At 70.7% G+C, this 15,562-nt stretch carries 14 protein-coding genes and 2 pseudogenes; 7 read left to right on the top strand and 9 right to left on the bottom strand.

The window, feature by feature from the left end:
* Nucleotides 1-212 precede the first annotated feature (212 nt).
* Nucleotides 213-575 (bottom strand): SHOCT domain-containing protein, encoded by a 363-nt coding sequence (locus AC08OP_RS07960; RefSeq protein WP_476613589.1) that lies wholly within the window; start codon nucleotides 573-575, stop codon nucleotides 213-215.
* Nucleotides 576-959: 384 nt separating this feature from the next.
* Between AC08OP_RS07960 and AC08OP_RS07955 the strand changes: the two genes are divergently transcribed.
* Together AC08OP_RS07955 and AC08OP_RS07950 are read left to right on the top strand one after the other, a co-directional pair.
* Entirely contained in the window at nucleotides 960-1,415 is a 456-nt protein-coding gene (locus AC08OP_RS07955; protein ID WP_476613588.1) for a TSUP family transporter, read from the top strand.
* A 139-nt stretch (nucleotides 1,416-1,554) separates the two neighbouring features.
* A pseudogene (locus tag AC08OP_RS07950) lies at nucleotides 1,555-1,653 on the top strand (MerR family transcriptional regulator); the annotation flags it as partial.
* A 144-nt stretch (nucleotides 1,654-1,797) separates the two neighbouring features.
* On the opposite strand, the gene AC08OP_RS07945 reads toward AC08OP_RS07950, so the two are convergent.
* Entirely contained in the window at nucleotides 1,798-2,046 is a 249-nt protein-coding gene (locus tag AC08OP_RS07945) for a hypothetical protein (RefSeq protein ID WP_476613587.1), read from the bottom strand.
* A gap of 75 nt (nucleotides 2,047-2,121) precedes the next feature.
* On the opposite strand from AC08OP_RS07945, the gene AC08OP_RS07940 reads away from it, so the two are divergent.
* The gene (locus AC08OP_RS07940; protein WP_476613586.1) at nucleotides 2,122-4,533 is read left to right on the top strand and encodes an ATP-binding cassette domain-containing protein; all 2,412 of its coding nucleotides are present in this window, start codon (nucleotides 2,122-2,124) and stop codon (nucleotides 4,531-4,533) included.
* Here AC08OP_RS07940 and AC08OP_RS07935 read toward each other — a convergent pair.
* Entirely contained in the window at nucleotides 4,518-5,804 is a 1,287-nt protein-coding gene (locus tag AC08OP_RS07935; protein ID WP_476613585.1) for a cytochrome P450, read from the bottom strand. The two genes, AC08OP_RS07940 and AC08OP_RS07935, sit on opposite strands and share 16 nt — an antisense overlap.
* A 44-nt stretch (nucleotides 5,805-5,848) precedes the next feature.
* Entirely contained in the window at nucleotides 5,849-7,060 is a 1,212-nt protein-coding gene (locus AC08OP_RS07930; RefSeq protein WP_476613584.1) for a cytochrome P450, read from the bottom strand.
* 238 nt (nucleotides 7,061-7,298) lie between these two features.
* Between AC08OP_RS07930 and AC08OP_RS07925 the strand changes: the two genes are divergently transcribed.
* Entirely contained in the window at nucleotides 7,299-8,141 is an 843-nt protein-coding gene (locus AC08OP_RS07925; protein WP_476613583.1) for a class I SAM-dependent methyltransferase, read from the top strand.
* Nucleotides 8,142-8,431: 290 nt separating this feature from the next.
* Entirely contained in the window at nucleotides 8,432-9,028 is a 597-nt protein-coding gene (locus AC08OP_RS07920) for a TMEM165/GDT1 family protein (protein ID WP_476613582.1), read from the top strand.
* Between the two features lie 99 nt (nucleotides 9,029-9,127).
* Here the strand turns inward: AC08OP_RS07920 and AC08OP_RS07915 are convergent, their stop codons facing one another.
* The 5 genes and pseudogenes from AC08OP_RS07915 to AC08OP_RS07895 all read right to left on the bottom strand — a co-directional run bounded on the left by AC08OP_RS07915 (nucleotide 9,128) and on the right by AC08OP_RS07895 (nucleotide 12,366).
* Nucleotides 9,128-9,586: a hypothetical protein gene (locus AC08OP_RS07915; RefSeq protein ID WP_476613591.1), complete on the bottom strand. Its 459-nt coding sequence runs from the start codon at nucleotides 9,584-9,586 to the stop codon at nucleotides 9,128-9,130.
* On the bottom strand, nucleotides 9,478-9,879 hold the full coding sequence (locus AC08OP_RS07910) for a hypothetical protein (RefSeq protein WP_476613581.1): 402 nt from the start codon (nucleotides 9,877-9,879) through the stop codon (nucleotides 9,478-9,480). Before AC08OP_RS07910 ends, AC08OP_RS07915 begins: the two co-directional genes overlap by 109 nt.
* A gap of 475 nt (nucleotides 9,880-10,354) precedes the next feature.
* Nucleotides 10,355-11,035, bottom strand: a pseudogene (locus AC08OP_RS07905) (P-type ATPase actuator domain-containing protein); the annotation flags it as partial.
* A 134-nt stretch (nucleotides 11,036-11,169) separates the two neighbouring features.
* Nucleotides 11,170-11,448, bottom strand: coding sequence for a zinc-binding dehydrogenase (locus tag AC08OP_RS07900; protein WP_476613580.1), 279 nt, complete (start codon nucleotides 11,446-11,448; stop codon nucleotides 11,170-11,172).
* Between the two features lie 129 nt (nucleotides 11,449-11,577).
* Nucleotides 11,578-12,366 (bottom strand): dienelactone hydrolase family protein, encoded by a 789-nt coding sequence (locus tag AC08OP_RS07895; RefSeq protein WP_476613579.1) that lies wholly within the window; start codon nucleotides 12,364-12,366, stop codon nucleotides 11,578-11,580.
* A gap of 304 nt (nucleotides 12,367-12,670) precedes the next feature.
* On the opposite strand from AC08OP_RS07895, the gene AC08OP_RS07890 reads away from it, so the two are divergent.
* Both AC08OP_RS07890 and pafA read left to right on the top strand, forming a co-directional pair.
* Nucleotides 12,671-13,963: a hypothetical protein gene (locus tag AC08OP_RS07890; protein WP_476613578.1), complete on the top strand. Its 1,293-nt coding sequence runs from the start codon at nucleotides 12,671-12,673 to the stop codon at nucleotides 13,961-13,963.
* 57 nt (nucleotides 13,964-14,020) lie between these two features.
* The gene (pafA, locus tag AC08OP_RS07885; protein ID WP_476613577.1) at nucleotides 14,021-15,379 is read left to right on the top strand and encodes a Pup--protein ligase; all 1,359 of its coding nucleotides are present in this window, start codon (nucleotides 14,021-14,023) and stop codon (nucleotides 15,377-15,379) included.
* Nucleotides 15,380-15,562: the final 183 nt, after the last annotated feature.

Here is a 15,562-nt window from a genome sequence, read left to right as displayed (position 1 = left end):
GGAGTACTAGCGGGCAAGCCGTCGCAGCGACTCCGACCTGCGCTCCGGGCGGTGCACCCGCCTCCCGCGTCGGTTCGGCGGGGACCACCCATGGCCCGCTGAACCGCCGCGGCGCGCGGATGCGAGGCCACGGGCCAGCGCCGCTGGTCGGCTGGCGCGCCGCCCATGCTCGGGGTGAGCGTGCCGCAGTCGGTCGAGGCCTCGGTCGGCCGTCAGTGTTTGACGAGGCGGTCGGCCGTCTCGCGGAGCGCGGCCAGACGGGCGCGGTACTCCTGCTCGTCGATCTCCCCGCGGGCGAAGCGGTCGGCCAAGACCTGCTCGGGAGACGGTCCGGCGGGCCCACCGGCGGCCGGAGGCGCGGCGGGTGGCCACATCGGGGGACGGCCGCGATCGCCGGCGTGGGTCAGCGCCCGTACCACCAGCACCGCCCCGATGATGAGCACAGCCCAGAACAGCAGCATGCCCAGGGACATCGCGAACCAGCCCCAGCCGCTCATTCCATAGCCGTCGTGCCAGTACATCATCACTGTCACCTCCCGGAGCGAGCGGACGGGACGGCCCGAATCGGTCCCCACGCCGCGCTCCCTCCCGCTTCCAGAGTGCGGCGAGTCGCGCTGGAGCGCAGGTGCTGGATGATCCGACGTCGCCGGGTCAACCCGCTCACCGCCGTGTGCCCAATTGCCCAGCATGGTCAGCTCTGCGCCGAGCCGACGACGGACTGACCATCCACGCAGGGCCTGGGGCGAGGACCGAGAGGTCGCCGCGGGTTCGGTGACCGCTGGTCGGCCTACGTCGCTGTCACGTCGCGTCCACCCCGGCGTTCATCGCACGCCACCATCGCGCCGTCGCCGGGGACCGGGAGGAGGGGCCAGGCGGACAAGCCGTGGGGACGGCAGTCCCGGTAGGTCAGGCTGAACAGGCCGACAGCGGTGCCTGGACGACGTCGCGGGATTGTTTTCGTGACGCTGCTGCTGCCGTTGGGTGCCTGGCTCGTCGCGCGCACGCTGCGTGCCGGTCGCACCAGCAGCGCCTCCCTGCCCCATCCCAGCACCGTCACGGCCCTGGCACTGGTCGTCGGAGTCGTCGGCGGCATCTACGGCATCGGCGGCGGCTCGATCCTGGGCCCGCTCCTCGTCGGGCGCGGCATGCCGGTCGCCGTGGTCGCCCCCGCCACACTCGCCTCGACGTTCCTCACCTCCCTCGTCGGCGCCGCCACCTACGGCATGCTCGCCCTGACGACGCCCGGGAACATCGCACCCCACTGGGCGCTTGGTCTGGCCTGCGGCGCCGGCGGGCTCTGCGGCGGCTACCTTGGTGCAAGGCTCCAGCCCCACCTACCCACGACCGCCCTGAAACTGCTGCTCGGAACCCTGGCGATCGCTCTCGCCGCCGTGTACCTGGTCCACGCCAGCTGAAGCACCCCTGGACACGACCCGGCGCAGCGGACCCCGGCTCACCGCCCCGGAGGAGCACGGCACCCCGCGCAGGCGACGGCGGCCCGGACCGCCCGGTCCACGAGGCGGCAAGGCCCGTGCGGCGCTCGGTGGAATCCGGTTCAGTGACTCGGTGCCGATCGCCCGTCGGCTCCTGGAACTGCTCGAGGAGCGCGGCTGGCGCGGCTGGACCAAGTTCGAGCGGATCTGTCCGAAATAGCGCCATCGGCAGTGCCGGATGTTCCGCCGCTTCCGTACATCGGCAGAAGCGCGCATTGAATCATGGTCTACGGACCGCGATCGTCAGCGCCAGAGTGACGGAGTGTTTACCTCAGTAGGGTGGGGCAGCTTCCGACTGTGTCTGTCACCGATCAGGGACCACCGGGGCGGGCGCTTGTCGGGCGTTCTGGTAAAGGAAGGTGCGGGAGACCCCGGCCCGCCGAGCGACAGCCGGGTAGGTGACCGGAGTCCGCTCGCGGCGCATGGGTGCGCGGCGTCGCCTCGATGAGTAGATCACCACGACGACCCGGCACGGCTCGACCTCGTCCTGGTCCCCGGCATGGGCCACAGCCTCGCCGCGGTATCGTCGCGTGCCCGCCGTCTCACTGCCCACGGAAGCGGGATCGCTCCACACCAGACAGATCCCGTGTACCAGACAGATCCCGTGTACCAGACAGATGGAGACACGATGAGCACGGCCACGAGGACGGACCCGCAGTCGCCGGCGCCGCACGTTGCCGACCGCCGAGATGTGATCCGCGTGCACGGCGCGCGCGAGAACAACCTCAAGGACGTCAGCATCGAGATCCCGAAGCGCCGGCTGACGGTGTTCACCGGCGTCTCCGGCTCGGGCAAGAGCTCGCTGGTGTTCGGCACGATCGCCGCCGAGTCGCAGCGGCTGATCAACGAGACGTACAGCGCCTTCGTGCAGGGCTTCATGCCGACGCTGGCGCGGCCCGAGGTCGACGTACTCGAAGGGCTGACGACCGCGATCATCGTCGACCAGCAGCGGATGGGCGCCGACGCCCGCTCCACGGTCGGCACCGCCACCGACGCGAACGCGATGCTGCGCATCCTGTTCAGCCGGCTCGGCAAGCCGCACATCGGCTCGCCCAACGCGTTCTCCTTCAACGTCCCCTCGGTCCGAGCGGCCGGCGCGGTCACGGTCGAACGCGGTGCCGGTAAGACCAAGACCGTGAAACAGACCTTCACCCGCATCGGCGGCATGTGCCCGCGCTGCGAGGGCCGGGGCACGGTCTCCGAGATCGACCTCACCCAGCTTTTCGACGACTCCAAGTCGCTCGCCGAGGGCGCGATCACCATTCCCGGCTACAAGGTGGACAGTTGGTGGACGGTGGGGATCTTCATCGAGTCGGGCTTCCTCGACCCGAACAAGCCGATCCGCCAGTACACGAAGAAGGAGCTCCAGGACTTCCTCTACAAGGAACCGACCAAGGTGAAGGTCAACGGTGTCAACCTCACCTACGAGGGGCTGGTCCCCAAGGTCCAGAAGTCGTTCCTCGCCAAGGACCCAGACGCGCTGCAGCCGCATATCCGCGCGTTCGTGGACCGGGCGGTCACCTTCACCGCCTGTCCCGACTGCGGCGGCACCCGGCTCAGCGAGGCGGCCCGCTCCTCGCGGATCGGCGGGATCAACATCGCGGAAGCCTGCGCGATGCAGATCAGCGACCTGGCCGAATGGGTCCGCGGCCTCGACGAGCCGTCGGGCGCGCCGCTGCTCGCCACGCTGCGGCGGACCCTCGACTCGTTCGTGGAGATCGGGCTGGGCTACCTCTCGCTCGACCGGCCGTCGGGCACGCTGTCGGGCGGCGAGGCGCAGCGCGTCAAGATGATCCGCCACCTCGGCTCCTCACTCACCGACGTCACCTACGTCTTCGACGAGCCCACCACGGGCCTGCACCCCCATGACATCCAGCGGATGAACGACCTGTTGCTACGGCTGCGGGACAAGGGCAACACGGTGCTCGTCGTGGAGCACGAGCCGGAGACGATCGCGATCGCCGACCACGTCGTCGACCTCGGCCCCGGCGCCGGCACGGCGGGCGGCACCGTCTGCTTCGAGGGCACCGTCGAGGGGCTGCGGGCCAGCGGCACCCGCACCGGCCGCCATCTCGACGACCGGGCCACCCTCAAGGAGACGGTGCGGACGCCCACCGGCCGGCTCGCGATCCGCGGCGCGACGGCGCACAACCTGCGCGACGTCGACGTCGACATCCCGCTCGGGGTGCTTGTCGTCGTCACCGGCGTCGCCGGCTCCGGCAAGAGCTCGCTCGTACACGGGTCGATCCCCCGTCTCTCGGGGCCAGCCGGCGCGGGTGTGGTGTCGATCGACCAGGGCGCGATCCGCGGCTCGCGACGGAGCAACCCGGCGACGTACACCGGACTGCTCGACCCGATCCGCAAGGCGTTCGCGAAGGCGTGCGGCGTGAAGCCGGCGCTGTTCAGCGCCAACTCCGAGGGCGCCTGCCCCACCTGCAGCGGCGTCGGGGTCATCTACACCGACCTGGCGATGATGGCCGGCGTCGCCACCACCTGCGAGGAGTGCGAGGGGAAACGGTTCGAAGCATCGGTGCTGGAGCACCACCTCGGCGGGCGTGACATCAGCGAGGTGCTCGCGATGTCGGTGACCGAGGCCGAGGAGTTCTTCGGCGCCGGCGAGGCGCGCACGCCGGCCGCGCACGCCATCCTCAGCCGGCTCGCCGACGTCGGGCTCGGCTACCTCAGCCTCGGCCAGCCGCTCACCACGCTGTCCGGCGGCGAGCGGCAGCGGCTCAAGCTGGCCACCCACCTGGCCGAGAAGGGCGGCGTCTACGTCCTCGACGAGCCGACCACCGGCCTGCACCTCGCCGACGTCGAGCAGTTACTCGGCCTGCTCGACCGGCTCGTCGACGCCGGCAAGTCGGTCATCGTCATCGAGCACCACCAGGCGGTCATGGCGCACGCCGACTGGATCATCGACCTCGGTCCCGGCGCCGGCCACGACGGCGGCCGGATCGTCTTCGAGGGCACCCCCGCCGACCTCGTCGCCGCCCGCTCCACCCTCACCGGCGAGCACCTCGCGGCCTACGTCGGCACCTGACCGAGGACACCGGCGTGCTGTTCGAAGCGGACCGGGAAGCTGGCGATGCCGCGCAGGACGAGGTTCCTACGGTAGGCGAGGTCGTCCGTGAGCGGCGTCATCGTGATCCCTCTCCGGATGAGCTCGTGCAGCACCATCTCCATCTCCAGACGGGCGAGCGGCGCGCCGAGGCAGTAGTGGATGCCGAGGCTGAACGTGAGATGACGCTTCGCGGGCGTCTGGCCCGCGTACCGGGTGATGTCGAACCGCTCGGCGTCAGGGAACGCCGCCGGATCCCGGTTGGCCGAGCCGAAGAGCAACACGACGCCGTCACCGGCCTGGAACGTGTGCCCGGCGAGTTCCGTCCGCTGGTGGGCGAGGCGGGTGGTCATGTGCACCGGCGAGTCGTAACGCAGCATCTCCTCGACGGCGGGCTCTGCCAGCCGCGGGGTGGATCGGAGCAAGGCGTACTGGTCGGGGTGGCGGATCAACGCCAGGATGCCGTTGGCGACCAGGTTGACACTTGTCTCGTGCCCGGCTACCAGCAGCGTGACGCAGGTCGCGAGCATCTCGTTCTCGGTCAGGACGTCGCCCTGCTCCTCGACGGCGGCGAGCTCGCTGATCAGGTCATCGGCCGGCTCGGCGCGACGCCGGGCGATGAGGGCACGGAAGTAGGACACGAAGTCGCGGGCGGCCTGGGAGCGTGCGTCACGTTCCTCGGGCAAGAGGAGCGGGTCGGGGTCGAACCCGCGGGCGAGCGCCCCCGACCAGCGCTGAAGGTCCGGATGGTCCTCGGCCGGCGCGCCGAGCAGCTCGGCGATGATGGTGAGCGGCAACGGGTAGGCCAACGCGGTAATCACGTCGACCTCGCGGGCCTCGACGATCGCGTCGAACAGGTCCGTGACGAGTTGCTCGATGCGGGGCCGCAGGTTGGCCACCGTGCGCGGGGTGAACGCCTTGCTGACCAGCCCGCGCAGCCGGGTGTGGTCGGGCGGGTCCATCCAGAGGAACGAGGTCGGCAAGTCAAGGGTGTCGACGCCGGGATGGAACAATTCGGCTTCGTGGGCGTGACTCCAGGTGTTGTCCTGGAGAACGGTCGCGCAGTCCTGGTAGCGGGTCACCAGGTGTACGCCCAGCGGAGTAGGAAAAAGCGGTTCGGCCGCGCGGGCCGCGGCGTACCGGGGATAAGGGTTGGGCCAGTGCTCGGGATCGAACGCATCGAAGACGACCTGCGGCACGCCGGCGCGAGGGGCGGTGACGTCCGGTTCGGCACCCGTTTCGTTCACGCTCATTGGTCTCCCTGGAATGCGGTGGGCCGGGCGTCGTGGGCGGTCGGTCAATCCCGAAGGCGGACCGGAAGGGTGTCCAGCCCGTGGATGGCGACCGTGTTGCGCCAGACGGGTTCGTCGGTCAGTGACAGCCCGGGGGCGCGGCGCAGGAGGGTGTCCACGGCGATCTGAGTCTCCAGCCGGCCGAGATGCGCGCCGAGGCAGTAGTGGAGCCCCTCGCTGAACGAGAGGTGGCGCGGCGCGGGGGTGCGGCCGGCGAACCGGGTGATGTCCAGACGCTCCGGATCGGTGTACACGGCGGGGTCGCGGTTGGCGGCGGCGGTCAGGATGACGATGCCGTCCCCCCGCGCGAACGTATGCCCGGCCAGCTCCCGTTCCGCCAACGCGACCCGGTGGGTGAACTGCACGGGCGGCTCGTAGCGGAGCAACTCGTCAACGGCGGGCGCCGCGAGATCGGGATCGGCAAGCCAGAGCGCGATCTGGTCGGGGTTGCGCACCAGGGCCACGACACCCTTGCCGATCAGGTCGGAGACGGTCTCGTACCCCCCGATCAGCAACCCCACGGACAGCCCGAGTGCCTCCCGGCCGCTCAGCTCGCCGCGGTCCTCGGCCGCGCACATCCCGCTCAGCATGTCGTCGCGAGGATCCTCGCGCCGCTGCGCGAGTAGCGCCGCGAAGTACGCCTCGAACTCCCGCATGGCCTCCGGCCTGCGCGCCAGGCTCTCGGGCGACTGCAGGACGTCCGGGTCCGTGCCGCGGACGATGTCCAGCGACCACTTCTGGACCGCGGGGTAGTCCTCGGGCGGGATGCCAAGCATGTCGCCGATGAGGGTGAGCGGCAGTGGCCGCGCGAATGCCTCCATCAGGTCGACCTCGCCGGCCTCGATCGCCGCGTCGAGCAGCGCATTGACGAGATCTTCGATCCGCTGCCGGAGCCCCTCGGTGCTGCGCGGGACGAACGCCCGTTTGACCAGCCCGCGTAGCCGAGTGTGGTCCGGCGGGTCCATCCGCAGCATCGACCCCGGCACGTCGTCGGGAGCCACTCCTGGACGGAAGGGGTTGATGCCCTCCTCGTAGCCGTGGCCCCACAGCGCGTCCGTGAAAACCGCCGAGCACTCCTCGTAGCGTGTCGCCATGAGAATACCCGGACTGATCGGGTACAGCGCGGCGAAATCGCGGACGGCCGCGTACCGCGGGTAGGGGTTGGATCGGTGCATGGGGTGAAAGGCGTCGAAGACAACCTGCGGCGCAGTGGACACGTCCACGCCCCTCTCTCGGCACGGGTGCCACAAAATCATCTCGCTGGAGTTCCGTTGATTACAGTGCCGTTGATGACAGCCTCTGCCGACTACCACGAGATGAACATTCTTCGAACTGATTCGGTCGCGATGTCGATGGAATGCTCACATAAACGCCCCGTGCGCCGCAAGGTCGTCTATGGCGCGATAGGAGAAATGGATCGCCGGTGTAAACACCCGGCGAGGCGAGGAATAATCCGTGTCGGAGTCCCAGCGGACGTCGATCGACGCCATATGTGACCATGGGGGCACTGATTTGTCCACCTACGTGTTGGACCAGGGGCATCCGGACGAGCGCACCCGCCTCGAAGCGATGGCGCAGCTGTGGGACCCGGGCACCATGCGGCTCGTGGCGGCCCTGGGTATCGGCGCTGGGCATCACTGCCTCGAGGTCGGCGCGGGCACCGGCTCGGTCGCCCGGGCCCTGGCCGAGGTCGTCGGCCCCGCGGGGCACGTCCTCGCGGTGGACCGCGACATCCGCTTCCTCGACCGGCTACCGGAGCCGGTGGAGGTCCGGCGCATGGACGTGATGGTCGACGATCTTCCGCACGCGCGGTTCGACCTGGTCCACGCCCGGCTCCTGATCGCACACCTCCACCCCCATCGGCGTGCGCTCCAACGGCTCGCGGCGGCGGTCGCACCAGGCGGCTGGCTTCTGATCGAGGAGGTCGATTGGACCTGCGCCGACCTGGTCGTCCCGGAGGCGCCGATACACACCGCCATGGTCCGCGCGCTGCAAGGGCTCATAGGCGAGGGTGGCGGGTTTGACGCGACCTATGGCCGCCGACTCCTCGGCGATGTGCTCAGCCTGGACCTCACCGACGAGTCCGCGCAGTACCACGGCGTTCAGTCCCGCGGCACCGGCGAGTCGTGGCTCGCCTGGCAGCTCCTCGTGGAGCGGTTCCAGGAGAGCATCATTGAAGCCGGACTGCTGACCCGGGACGAGGTGGACCAGTGGTGGTCCCTCAGCCGCGACGAGAACAACCTCCTCATCAGCGCGGCGATGTTCGCCGCCTGGGCCCGGCGGTCCTGCCAGCCATGATCGCTGATGGGTCTCCGGGCCGTCCGCCCGCCGGTCGTCGCGAGGTGTACCGGATCACCGCAGCCGCGTAGCGACCGGACGGATGGTGATTTCGGGACCCCAAACCAAGATTGTCAGCCCCAGCTGGCAAACGGTTCTTGTGCTGCCGCGTCCCCGTGGAGGCGTGTTTCGCGGTTCGTGAGGTCCGCGGGCCGGGTAGGACGCCGTTCGACCAGGCAGGAGCCTTCGAAGGGGCTCATCACACGCCGCCCTGCCGGGGTGGGCTGGCCCCGGGCCGGCAGGGGCTCGCCGTGAACAATATCATTATTGCAGCGACCGCCTTCGCTGTGGTCTTCCCGGCCGAGCTGCCGGACAAGACGTTCGTGGCGGCACTCGTTCTGGGCGCCCGCTACCGGCCGCTGCCGGTTCTCGCTGGGATTTGGGCAGCGTTCGCAGTGCACGTCGGCGTCGCCACCGCCGTCGGCGGCTTGGTCGCGGCACTGCCCCGAAGGGCTGTCGAGTTGGTCGCCGGGGCGCTGTTCTTCGTCGGTGCGGTCCTCCTCCTGCGTTCCCACCCCGCCGACCCCGCCGAACTGGAGGGGCACAAGGCCGCCGGCGTCGAGGGACCCGCCGCGAGACGCGTATGGGCCGAGGCGTTCGGTGTTGTCCTCGTCGCCGAGTTCGGCGATCTCACCCAGATTCTCACCGCTACCCTCGCGGCCCGCTACCACCGCCCGATTCCCGTCGGCGTCGGCGCGTTGCTGGCCCTGTGCACCGTCACTGGGCTGGCTGTCGCCTTTGGCCACTTCCTGCTGCGGGTCGCTCCGCTGCGCCGGGTCCAGCAGTTCGCCGCCCTCGTTCTGCTCGGCCTTTCCATCTCCACTATGATCGACGTCCTGCGCGGGTAAGGGAGATCCCTGGTCGGCGGCCGACACGCCGCCTGCGTGCGCGGGCTCCGGTCGGCGGTGCGCCCAGGCCCACCGGTCGCGAGCCGGTGGCACCCCAACTCAGCGTGGTGGCGGTGCGGGGGACCGGGTCGGAAGCCGACCGGAGTGACTGAACCGTGCCGCCCGCCGGTGCAGCCGGCGCCGGTGCCAGTGAGGTGGTTCGATCAGCGTCCCGGCGAGATGAGTGTAGAACTCGTGCTTACCGGCTTCGACGAGGGCAAGATAGCTGACGATCATGGCGAGGAGCGCGGCAAAGAACCCGATCGGCAGCGCGTGGAAGCCGAGTCCGCCGGCCAGCGGAGATGCCGGCAGCAGCGCGCCGACCACGACGACGAGCAGGGTGGCCGCCGTGAGGAGTCGGCCCGGGCGGCTACGGAGGAACGGCACTCGCCGGGTGCGGATCACAAAGATCACCAGGGGCTGGGTGGCGAGCGATTCAACGGACCAGCCGGAACGGAACAGGGTCGGGCCGGCATGGAAGACGTGGAGCATGATCGCGAAGGTGAGAAAGTCGAAGATCGAACGGTGACGCCGAGCGCGTCGAGGCGGGCCAGCGCCTGTGCGGCCGACGGCTTGGGCCGGTCAAGGAAGATCAGAAACCCGGCGAGGGCGAGATCGTGCTCGTCCTCGGCGGTCACCGTGTCCAGGTCCGGGGCGGGCTTGGACGCGATGGCGACGACCCGGCTGCCGGCGCGGAACTCGGCGTCGAGGACCGCCGCGGCCGAGCCGGGGACGTCGCGACACCGCGCCAGCACGCCTTCCGGAGCACCCTTGACGATCAGGACTCGGCCGTCCGGGCCGTCGGCCAGCACGGACGCGCGGCGCCGGTCGTGGTCGAACGGCGCGACGGCCACCTGGACGTTTGGACACCGGCAGACTGGCGGCACCGGGAGCCTGCCACAGCGCGGCGTCCAGCGGGTTGCCGCCAGCTGTCCCTGCCTGGTCGCCGGGTACTGCCGGGTTGCCGGGTACTTCGGTGCAGGCCAGGCCGAGTAGCAGGATCTGGTCCGACCGGGCACCGGTGGGGTCCAGGGCGTGGTGGAAACCGATCCGTCCTTCGGTCAAGGTTCCGGTCTTGTCGGTGAGCAGGACCTCGATGTCGCCGAGGTCCTCGATGCAGACCAGCCGCTTCACCAGCACCTTGCGGCGGGCCAGCACCAGGTTGATGACGAAGATCGAGCCGGTGAGCACGACGGCGACCCGGGCCAGTAGCCCGGAGAACCGGCGCAGCCCCACCTGGAACTGGGTCTCCTCATGCCGTTCGCCCAGCCCGAGCGCAATCCGGCCGAACTGGGTACGCGCGCCGGTGGCGACCACCACGGCCGCCGCCGAGCCGGTCCGCACGAGCGTGCCCATAAGCGCACACGACGCAAGCTCTCCCAGCGCGGCGCCGGCGGGCACCGGCGCCGGCCCCTTGGCCACCGGTTGCGATTCGCCGGTGAGGACCGCCTCGTCACATTCCAGCGCGACCGAGGACAGGATGCGCACGTCTCCGGGCACCACCGAACCCAGCTCAAGGCGCACCACGTCTCCGGGCACCAGCGCGGTCACCTCGCACGATGTCCATCGGCCATCCCGGCACACCACCGCCCGGTGACGCAACTGGGAGTGCAGATCCTCGGCGGCGCGTTCGGCACGGTACTCATTGGCGAACCCCAGCACCACTCCGAACATGACGATCACGCCGATGATCAGTGCGTTGGCGCGCTCCCCGACGAAGAACGACACCGCGGCCGCCACCAGCAGCAGCACAAGCAAGGGGCTGCGTACCTGGCGGACGAGCACCGCGAGCGCACGGGCGTGATGGGTGCGCACCGCGTTCGGTCCCACCCGGGCCCATCGCGCCGCCGCCTCCGCCGAGGACAACCCCACTGAGGTCGTGGCGAGCCGAGCCAGGACTACCTCGGTGGGCAGTGTCGCCGCGTCCGAAATCGCCAGCACGGACGCATCCACGATCCCGGTACCCATACCCCAACTGTTACGCTGCCAGCAGAGCAGACTCACGCTGAGCCGCGCCAGCTATCGCCAGCTGTGACGTGGCATGAGCTATGACGTGGCCTCAGAGCAGCCTAGCCGTGGCACCGTCCGGGGGCGGACCGCGATCACGACGTTGCCGATCTTCTGCCCGGACTCGACGTACCGGTAGGCCTCCACTCCCGGGTGAAGTCCTGCGTGGTGTGGTCGATGACCCTGTCGGCGCCCAGCCCTCGCACCAGGTCGACGCCGTCCGGACCGCACACCGCGGTCACCTGGGCGCCCAGACACTTCAGCAGCTGGACCGCCGCCGAGCCGATGGCCCCGGTCGCCCCGTTGACCAGGATCTGCGTACCGTCTCGGACCGGGATCCTGCTGATGAACGACAGAGCGTAGTGTGCGCCCACCGTGACCTCTGGATGCCGTGTGGGTGATGCTCGCGATGTCGATGGTGACGATCTCCGATGTTACCGGCATCGCCGTGGCAAGCGTGGTGCTGGCGAGGCCCGCCTCGGCTGGCCAGCCGGCCGGGCGCCTCAGCGGGGGCGGACGTGCCGGTCGAGGAAGGCGAGTGCCCGTGACCAGGCGTCGGCCGCGGCGACCGGGCGGTAGACCGCCTCCCGGTCGTCGCTGTGGAAGGCGTGGCCGGCCCCGGCGTAGCTGACCAGCTCCGTCGGGGCGCCCGAGCGTGCGGCCGCGGCCCGTAGGGCGGCGATCTCGTCGGTGGAGATCAGGGCGTCTTCCTCGCCGTAGAGGCCGAGCCACGGCCCGCGCAACGACGGTGCCGCCTCCACCAAGGCGGGGATGCCGGGCCAGTACGGTGTGCTGACCCCGCCGCCGTAGAACGACACCGCCGCGGCGAGGGGGTGCCGGGTGGCGGTGTGCAGCGCGACCGTGCCACCCATGCAGAAGCCGATGATCGCGCTCCGCTCGGCGGGGAAGCCCGCGTCGAGGAGGTGCCCGAGCGCCGCGTCGATGTCGGCGTCGATGCCCGCGCCGGACAGGGTGCCCATCGTCGGCGTGGCCGCGGCCCAGCCGTCGGCCGGGTCCACCTCGTCCAGCCCGTCGCGGTGATATAGGTGCGGGGCCACGGTGAGCCAGCCGGCACCGGCGAGCCGGTCGCAGACGGAGACCAGGTACGGCGTGATGCCTCGGGCGTCCTGGACGACGACCATGCCGCCGCGCGGCGGGTCCTCCGCGGCCGGGGCGAGGACTGTGAGCGGCAGCCCGCCGCGGCCGCGGACGACCTGCGCCCGCAGCCGGGCCCTGTCTTCGGCGTGATGTCGTGTTCGATGGGACGTCGCGTCGTTCGTTCCGGTTGCCATGGCGCCATCCTTTCCGCCGGCGAGCCTTCCCGCCCGATCCGCCTGTCCTGCCCATGGTCCGTCGACCACCTGGCGTCTGGAACCGCCGCGGACCGGCGGATGCACCCGGACACGCCGGGCCGCGACACGCCGCCAGACAGGCCCCGACAGTCTGAAGGCGTCACGCTACTCCCTGTAGTGGCCTGGCGGGTGTCGCTGGACGGAGGGAGGACGCGGTGAGGCAACCACTGCCGAGGATGGCGGCGACCTGGGGGGGCGCGGTGGACCCGGCGCACGTCGACCGAACCGTCGGAGCCCTCCTGTGGTGAGCGGGGGACGGCATCGTGGCGGCGGCGAACATGATCCTCTTCCGGGACAGCGCCCCCAGTCGGGACACTCGGCGCCGTCGCCCCCACTGGCCTCGGGCGAGACCGGCCTGTCCGGCCTGGCCGGCCTGCCCGATCCGGCTGATCCGGCCGGACGGGCGTGGGCCCGGCTCGGCGGCGTCGACGGGCTCGGCACGCCCGGTGCCCGGCGGATCGCCGTCATCACCGTCGGCATGGCCCTGCTGATGGGTGTCCTGGTCTGGCTGTACGGAACGTCCGTCACCAGCCTGCGCCCCCGGGACCTGCCGATCCTCACCGTGGGCCCGGCACCCGCGGCGACCGCGCTCGCCGACCAGATCAGCCGGGTGGAGCCGGGCGCCCTCACGGTGCGCACGGTGCCGACGGTGGCCGCCGCCGACCGTGCGCTGCGCGAGCGTGACGCCTACGCCGCGATCGTCATCGGCGGCAACGGCCTGACTCTGCGGGTCGCCTCCGCGGCGAGCCCGGCGGTCACCGAGGCGCTGACCCGGGGCATCCGGGTGTTCATGCCAGGTCTGGAGATCCCGGTGGTCGACGTGGTGGCCAACGCGCCACGGGACCAGGCCGGCGGCGGGCTGGCGGCCGGTTACCTCCCGTTGACGCTGGTGATCACCGCGGCCGGCGTGCTGCTGGCGCGGATGGTGGGGTCGCGGGTGATCCGGCTCGCCGGGCTCGCCGCGCTCGCGGTGCTCTCCGGCTTCGCCGGGGCCGTCGCGCTGCAGGGGGCGTTGGACGTCCTGCCCGGGGAGTTCCTGACGACGATGGCGGTCGTGACGTTGCTGGCGCTGGCCGTCGCCGGGCCGGTCCTGGGACTCGGTGCGGTCGCGGGCGTGCCGGGTCTCGTCGCCGCGGTGCTGGTTCTGGTCGCCGGTGCCGCCCTGTCGGCGGCGGCCTCCGCACCGGAGATGCTGCCACAGCCCTGGGGCGACATCGGCCAGTTCGCGCCGCCGGGGGCGGGTGCCACGCTGCTGCGCTCGACGGCCTACTTCGACGGTGCCGGCGGTGGCCGTCCGGTACTGGTCCTCGCCGGCTGGTTCGTCGTCGGGCTGGGACTGGCGGTCGTCGGTCGGCGTGGCGCGGCCGCGTTGCCCACCCGAGGGCTCCGGGGCACCGGTTGGGAAGGGGAAGCCGGTCGGTCGGCTCCCCGGTCGGTGGTCTCCGGGACCCAGGGCCGGGGGACGGTGCCGGGCCCGATGGCTGGCCCGCCCGTCGGGCCGTCCGTCCACAGGAGGGGCGAATCCGCCTCAGGGTGACATCCGGCCCGAGCGTCCCGGCGCGCCGAGGCGGCATCCGAGCATAGGGTCGCAGACGTGGACCGCCGCATCTTCGGACTGGAGAACGAGTACGGCGTCACCTGCGTGTTCCGGGGGCAGCGACGGCTGTCCCCGGACGAGGTGGCACGGTACCTGTTCCGTCGTGTCGTGTCATGGGGACGCAGCAGCAACGTGTTCCTCAAGAACGGCGCCCGCCTCTACCTGGATGTCGGTAGCCATCCGGAGTACGCCACCCCGGAATGCGACTCCGTGCCCGACCTGGTCACCCACGACAAGGCCGGGGAACGCATCCTCGAGGGCCTGCTTGTCGAGGCCGAACGACGGCTGCGCGAGGAGGGCATCGCCGGCGACATCCATCTGTTCAAGAACAACACCGACTCCGCCGGCAACAGCTACGGCTGTCACGAGAACTACCTCGTCGGCCGGCACGGCGAGTTCTCGAAGCTCGCGGACGTGCTGGTGCCGTTCTTGGTCAGCCGGCAGATCCTGTGTGGCGCGGGCAAGGTGCTGCAGACCCCGCGGGGCGCGGTGTACTGCATCTCCCAGCGCGCCGAGCACATCTGGGAGTCGGTGTCCTCGGCGACCACCCGGTCCCGGCCGATCATCAACACCCGTGACGAGCCGCACGCCGACGCCGAGCGGTTCCGGCGGCTGCACGTGATCGTCGGCGACTCGAACATGAGTGAGACGACCATGCTGCTCAAGCTCGGGGCGACCGACCTGGTGCTGCGGATGATCGAAGCCGGCGTGATGCTGCGGGACATGACCCTGGAGAACCCGATCCGGGCGATTCGCGAGGTCAGCCACGACATGACCTGCCAGCGCAGGATCAAGCTGGCCAACGGGCGTGAGGTCAGCGCGCTGGACATCCAGCGGGAGTACTACTCCAAGGCGGTCGAGTTCGTGGAGCGCCGCGGCGGGGACGAGGTCGCCAAGCGGGTGCTCGACCTGTGGGGCCGCACCCTGCTCGCGATCGAGACCGACGACCTTGAGCTCGTCGCCCGTGAGATCGACTGGGTGACGAAGTACGTGCTCATCGAGCGGTTCCGGCACAAGCACGGGCTGTCGCTGGCCTCGCCGCGGGTCGCCGAGCTCGACCTGAAATACCACGACATCCACCGTGCCCGGGGCCTGTACTACCGGATGGAACGGGCTGGTCTGGTCGAGCGCGTCACCCGTGACCTCGACGTCTTCGAGGCCAAGTCACGCCCCCCGCAGACCACCCGCGCCCGGCTGCGCGGCGAGTTCATCAAGCGCGCCCAAGAGAAACGCCGGGACTTCACGGTCGACTGGGTCCACCTGAAGCTCAATGATCAGGCTCAGCGTACGGTCCTGTGCAAGGACCCGTTCCGTTCCGTCGACGATCGGGTCGACAAGCTCATCGCCAGTATGTGAGGACTCGAGCCCCTGTGATGTTCGTGCCGCGACGCGCCGGCGTCGTCCTGCCCTTCGCGTCAGCCCGTTCCGGCTCGCGTGGCAGCGGCCGTCGGCCGTCCGCCACCCGCCGGCACCTGCTCGCGGGTGCCGTGCTGCCCGCCGTGCTGCTCGCCCCGCTCCTGGCCGGTTGCGGCGCCTCCG

This window comes from Frankia sp. CeRuru1 (genome assembly GCF_977966315.1).
Note: the sequence above shows the minus strand (reverse complement) of the source record. Positions and strands in the feature narration are given on the sequence as shown.

What these genes read in the sequence shown, in the direction of transcription:
- AC08OP_RS07940 (WP_476613586.1), top strand. Translation starts at nt 2,122, where the DNA reads ATGAGCACGGCCACGAGGACGGACCCGCAGTCGCCGGCGCCGCACGTT.
- AC08OP_RS07935 (WP_476613585.1), bottom strand. Translation starts at nt 5,804, where the DNA reads ATGAGCGTGAACGAAACGGGTGCCGAACCGGACGTCACCGCCCCTCGC.
- AC08OP_RS07895 (WP_476613579.1), bottom strand. Translation starts at nt 12,366, where the DNA reads ATGGCAACCGGAACGAACGACGCGACGTCCCATCGAACACGACATCAC.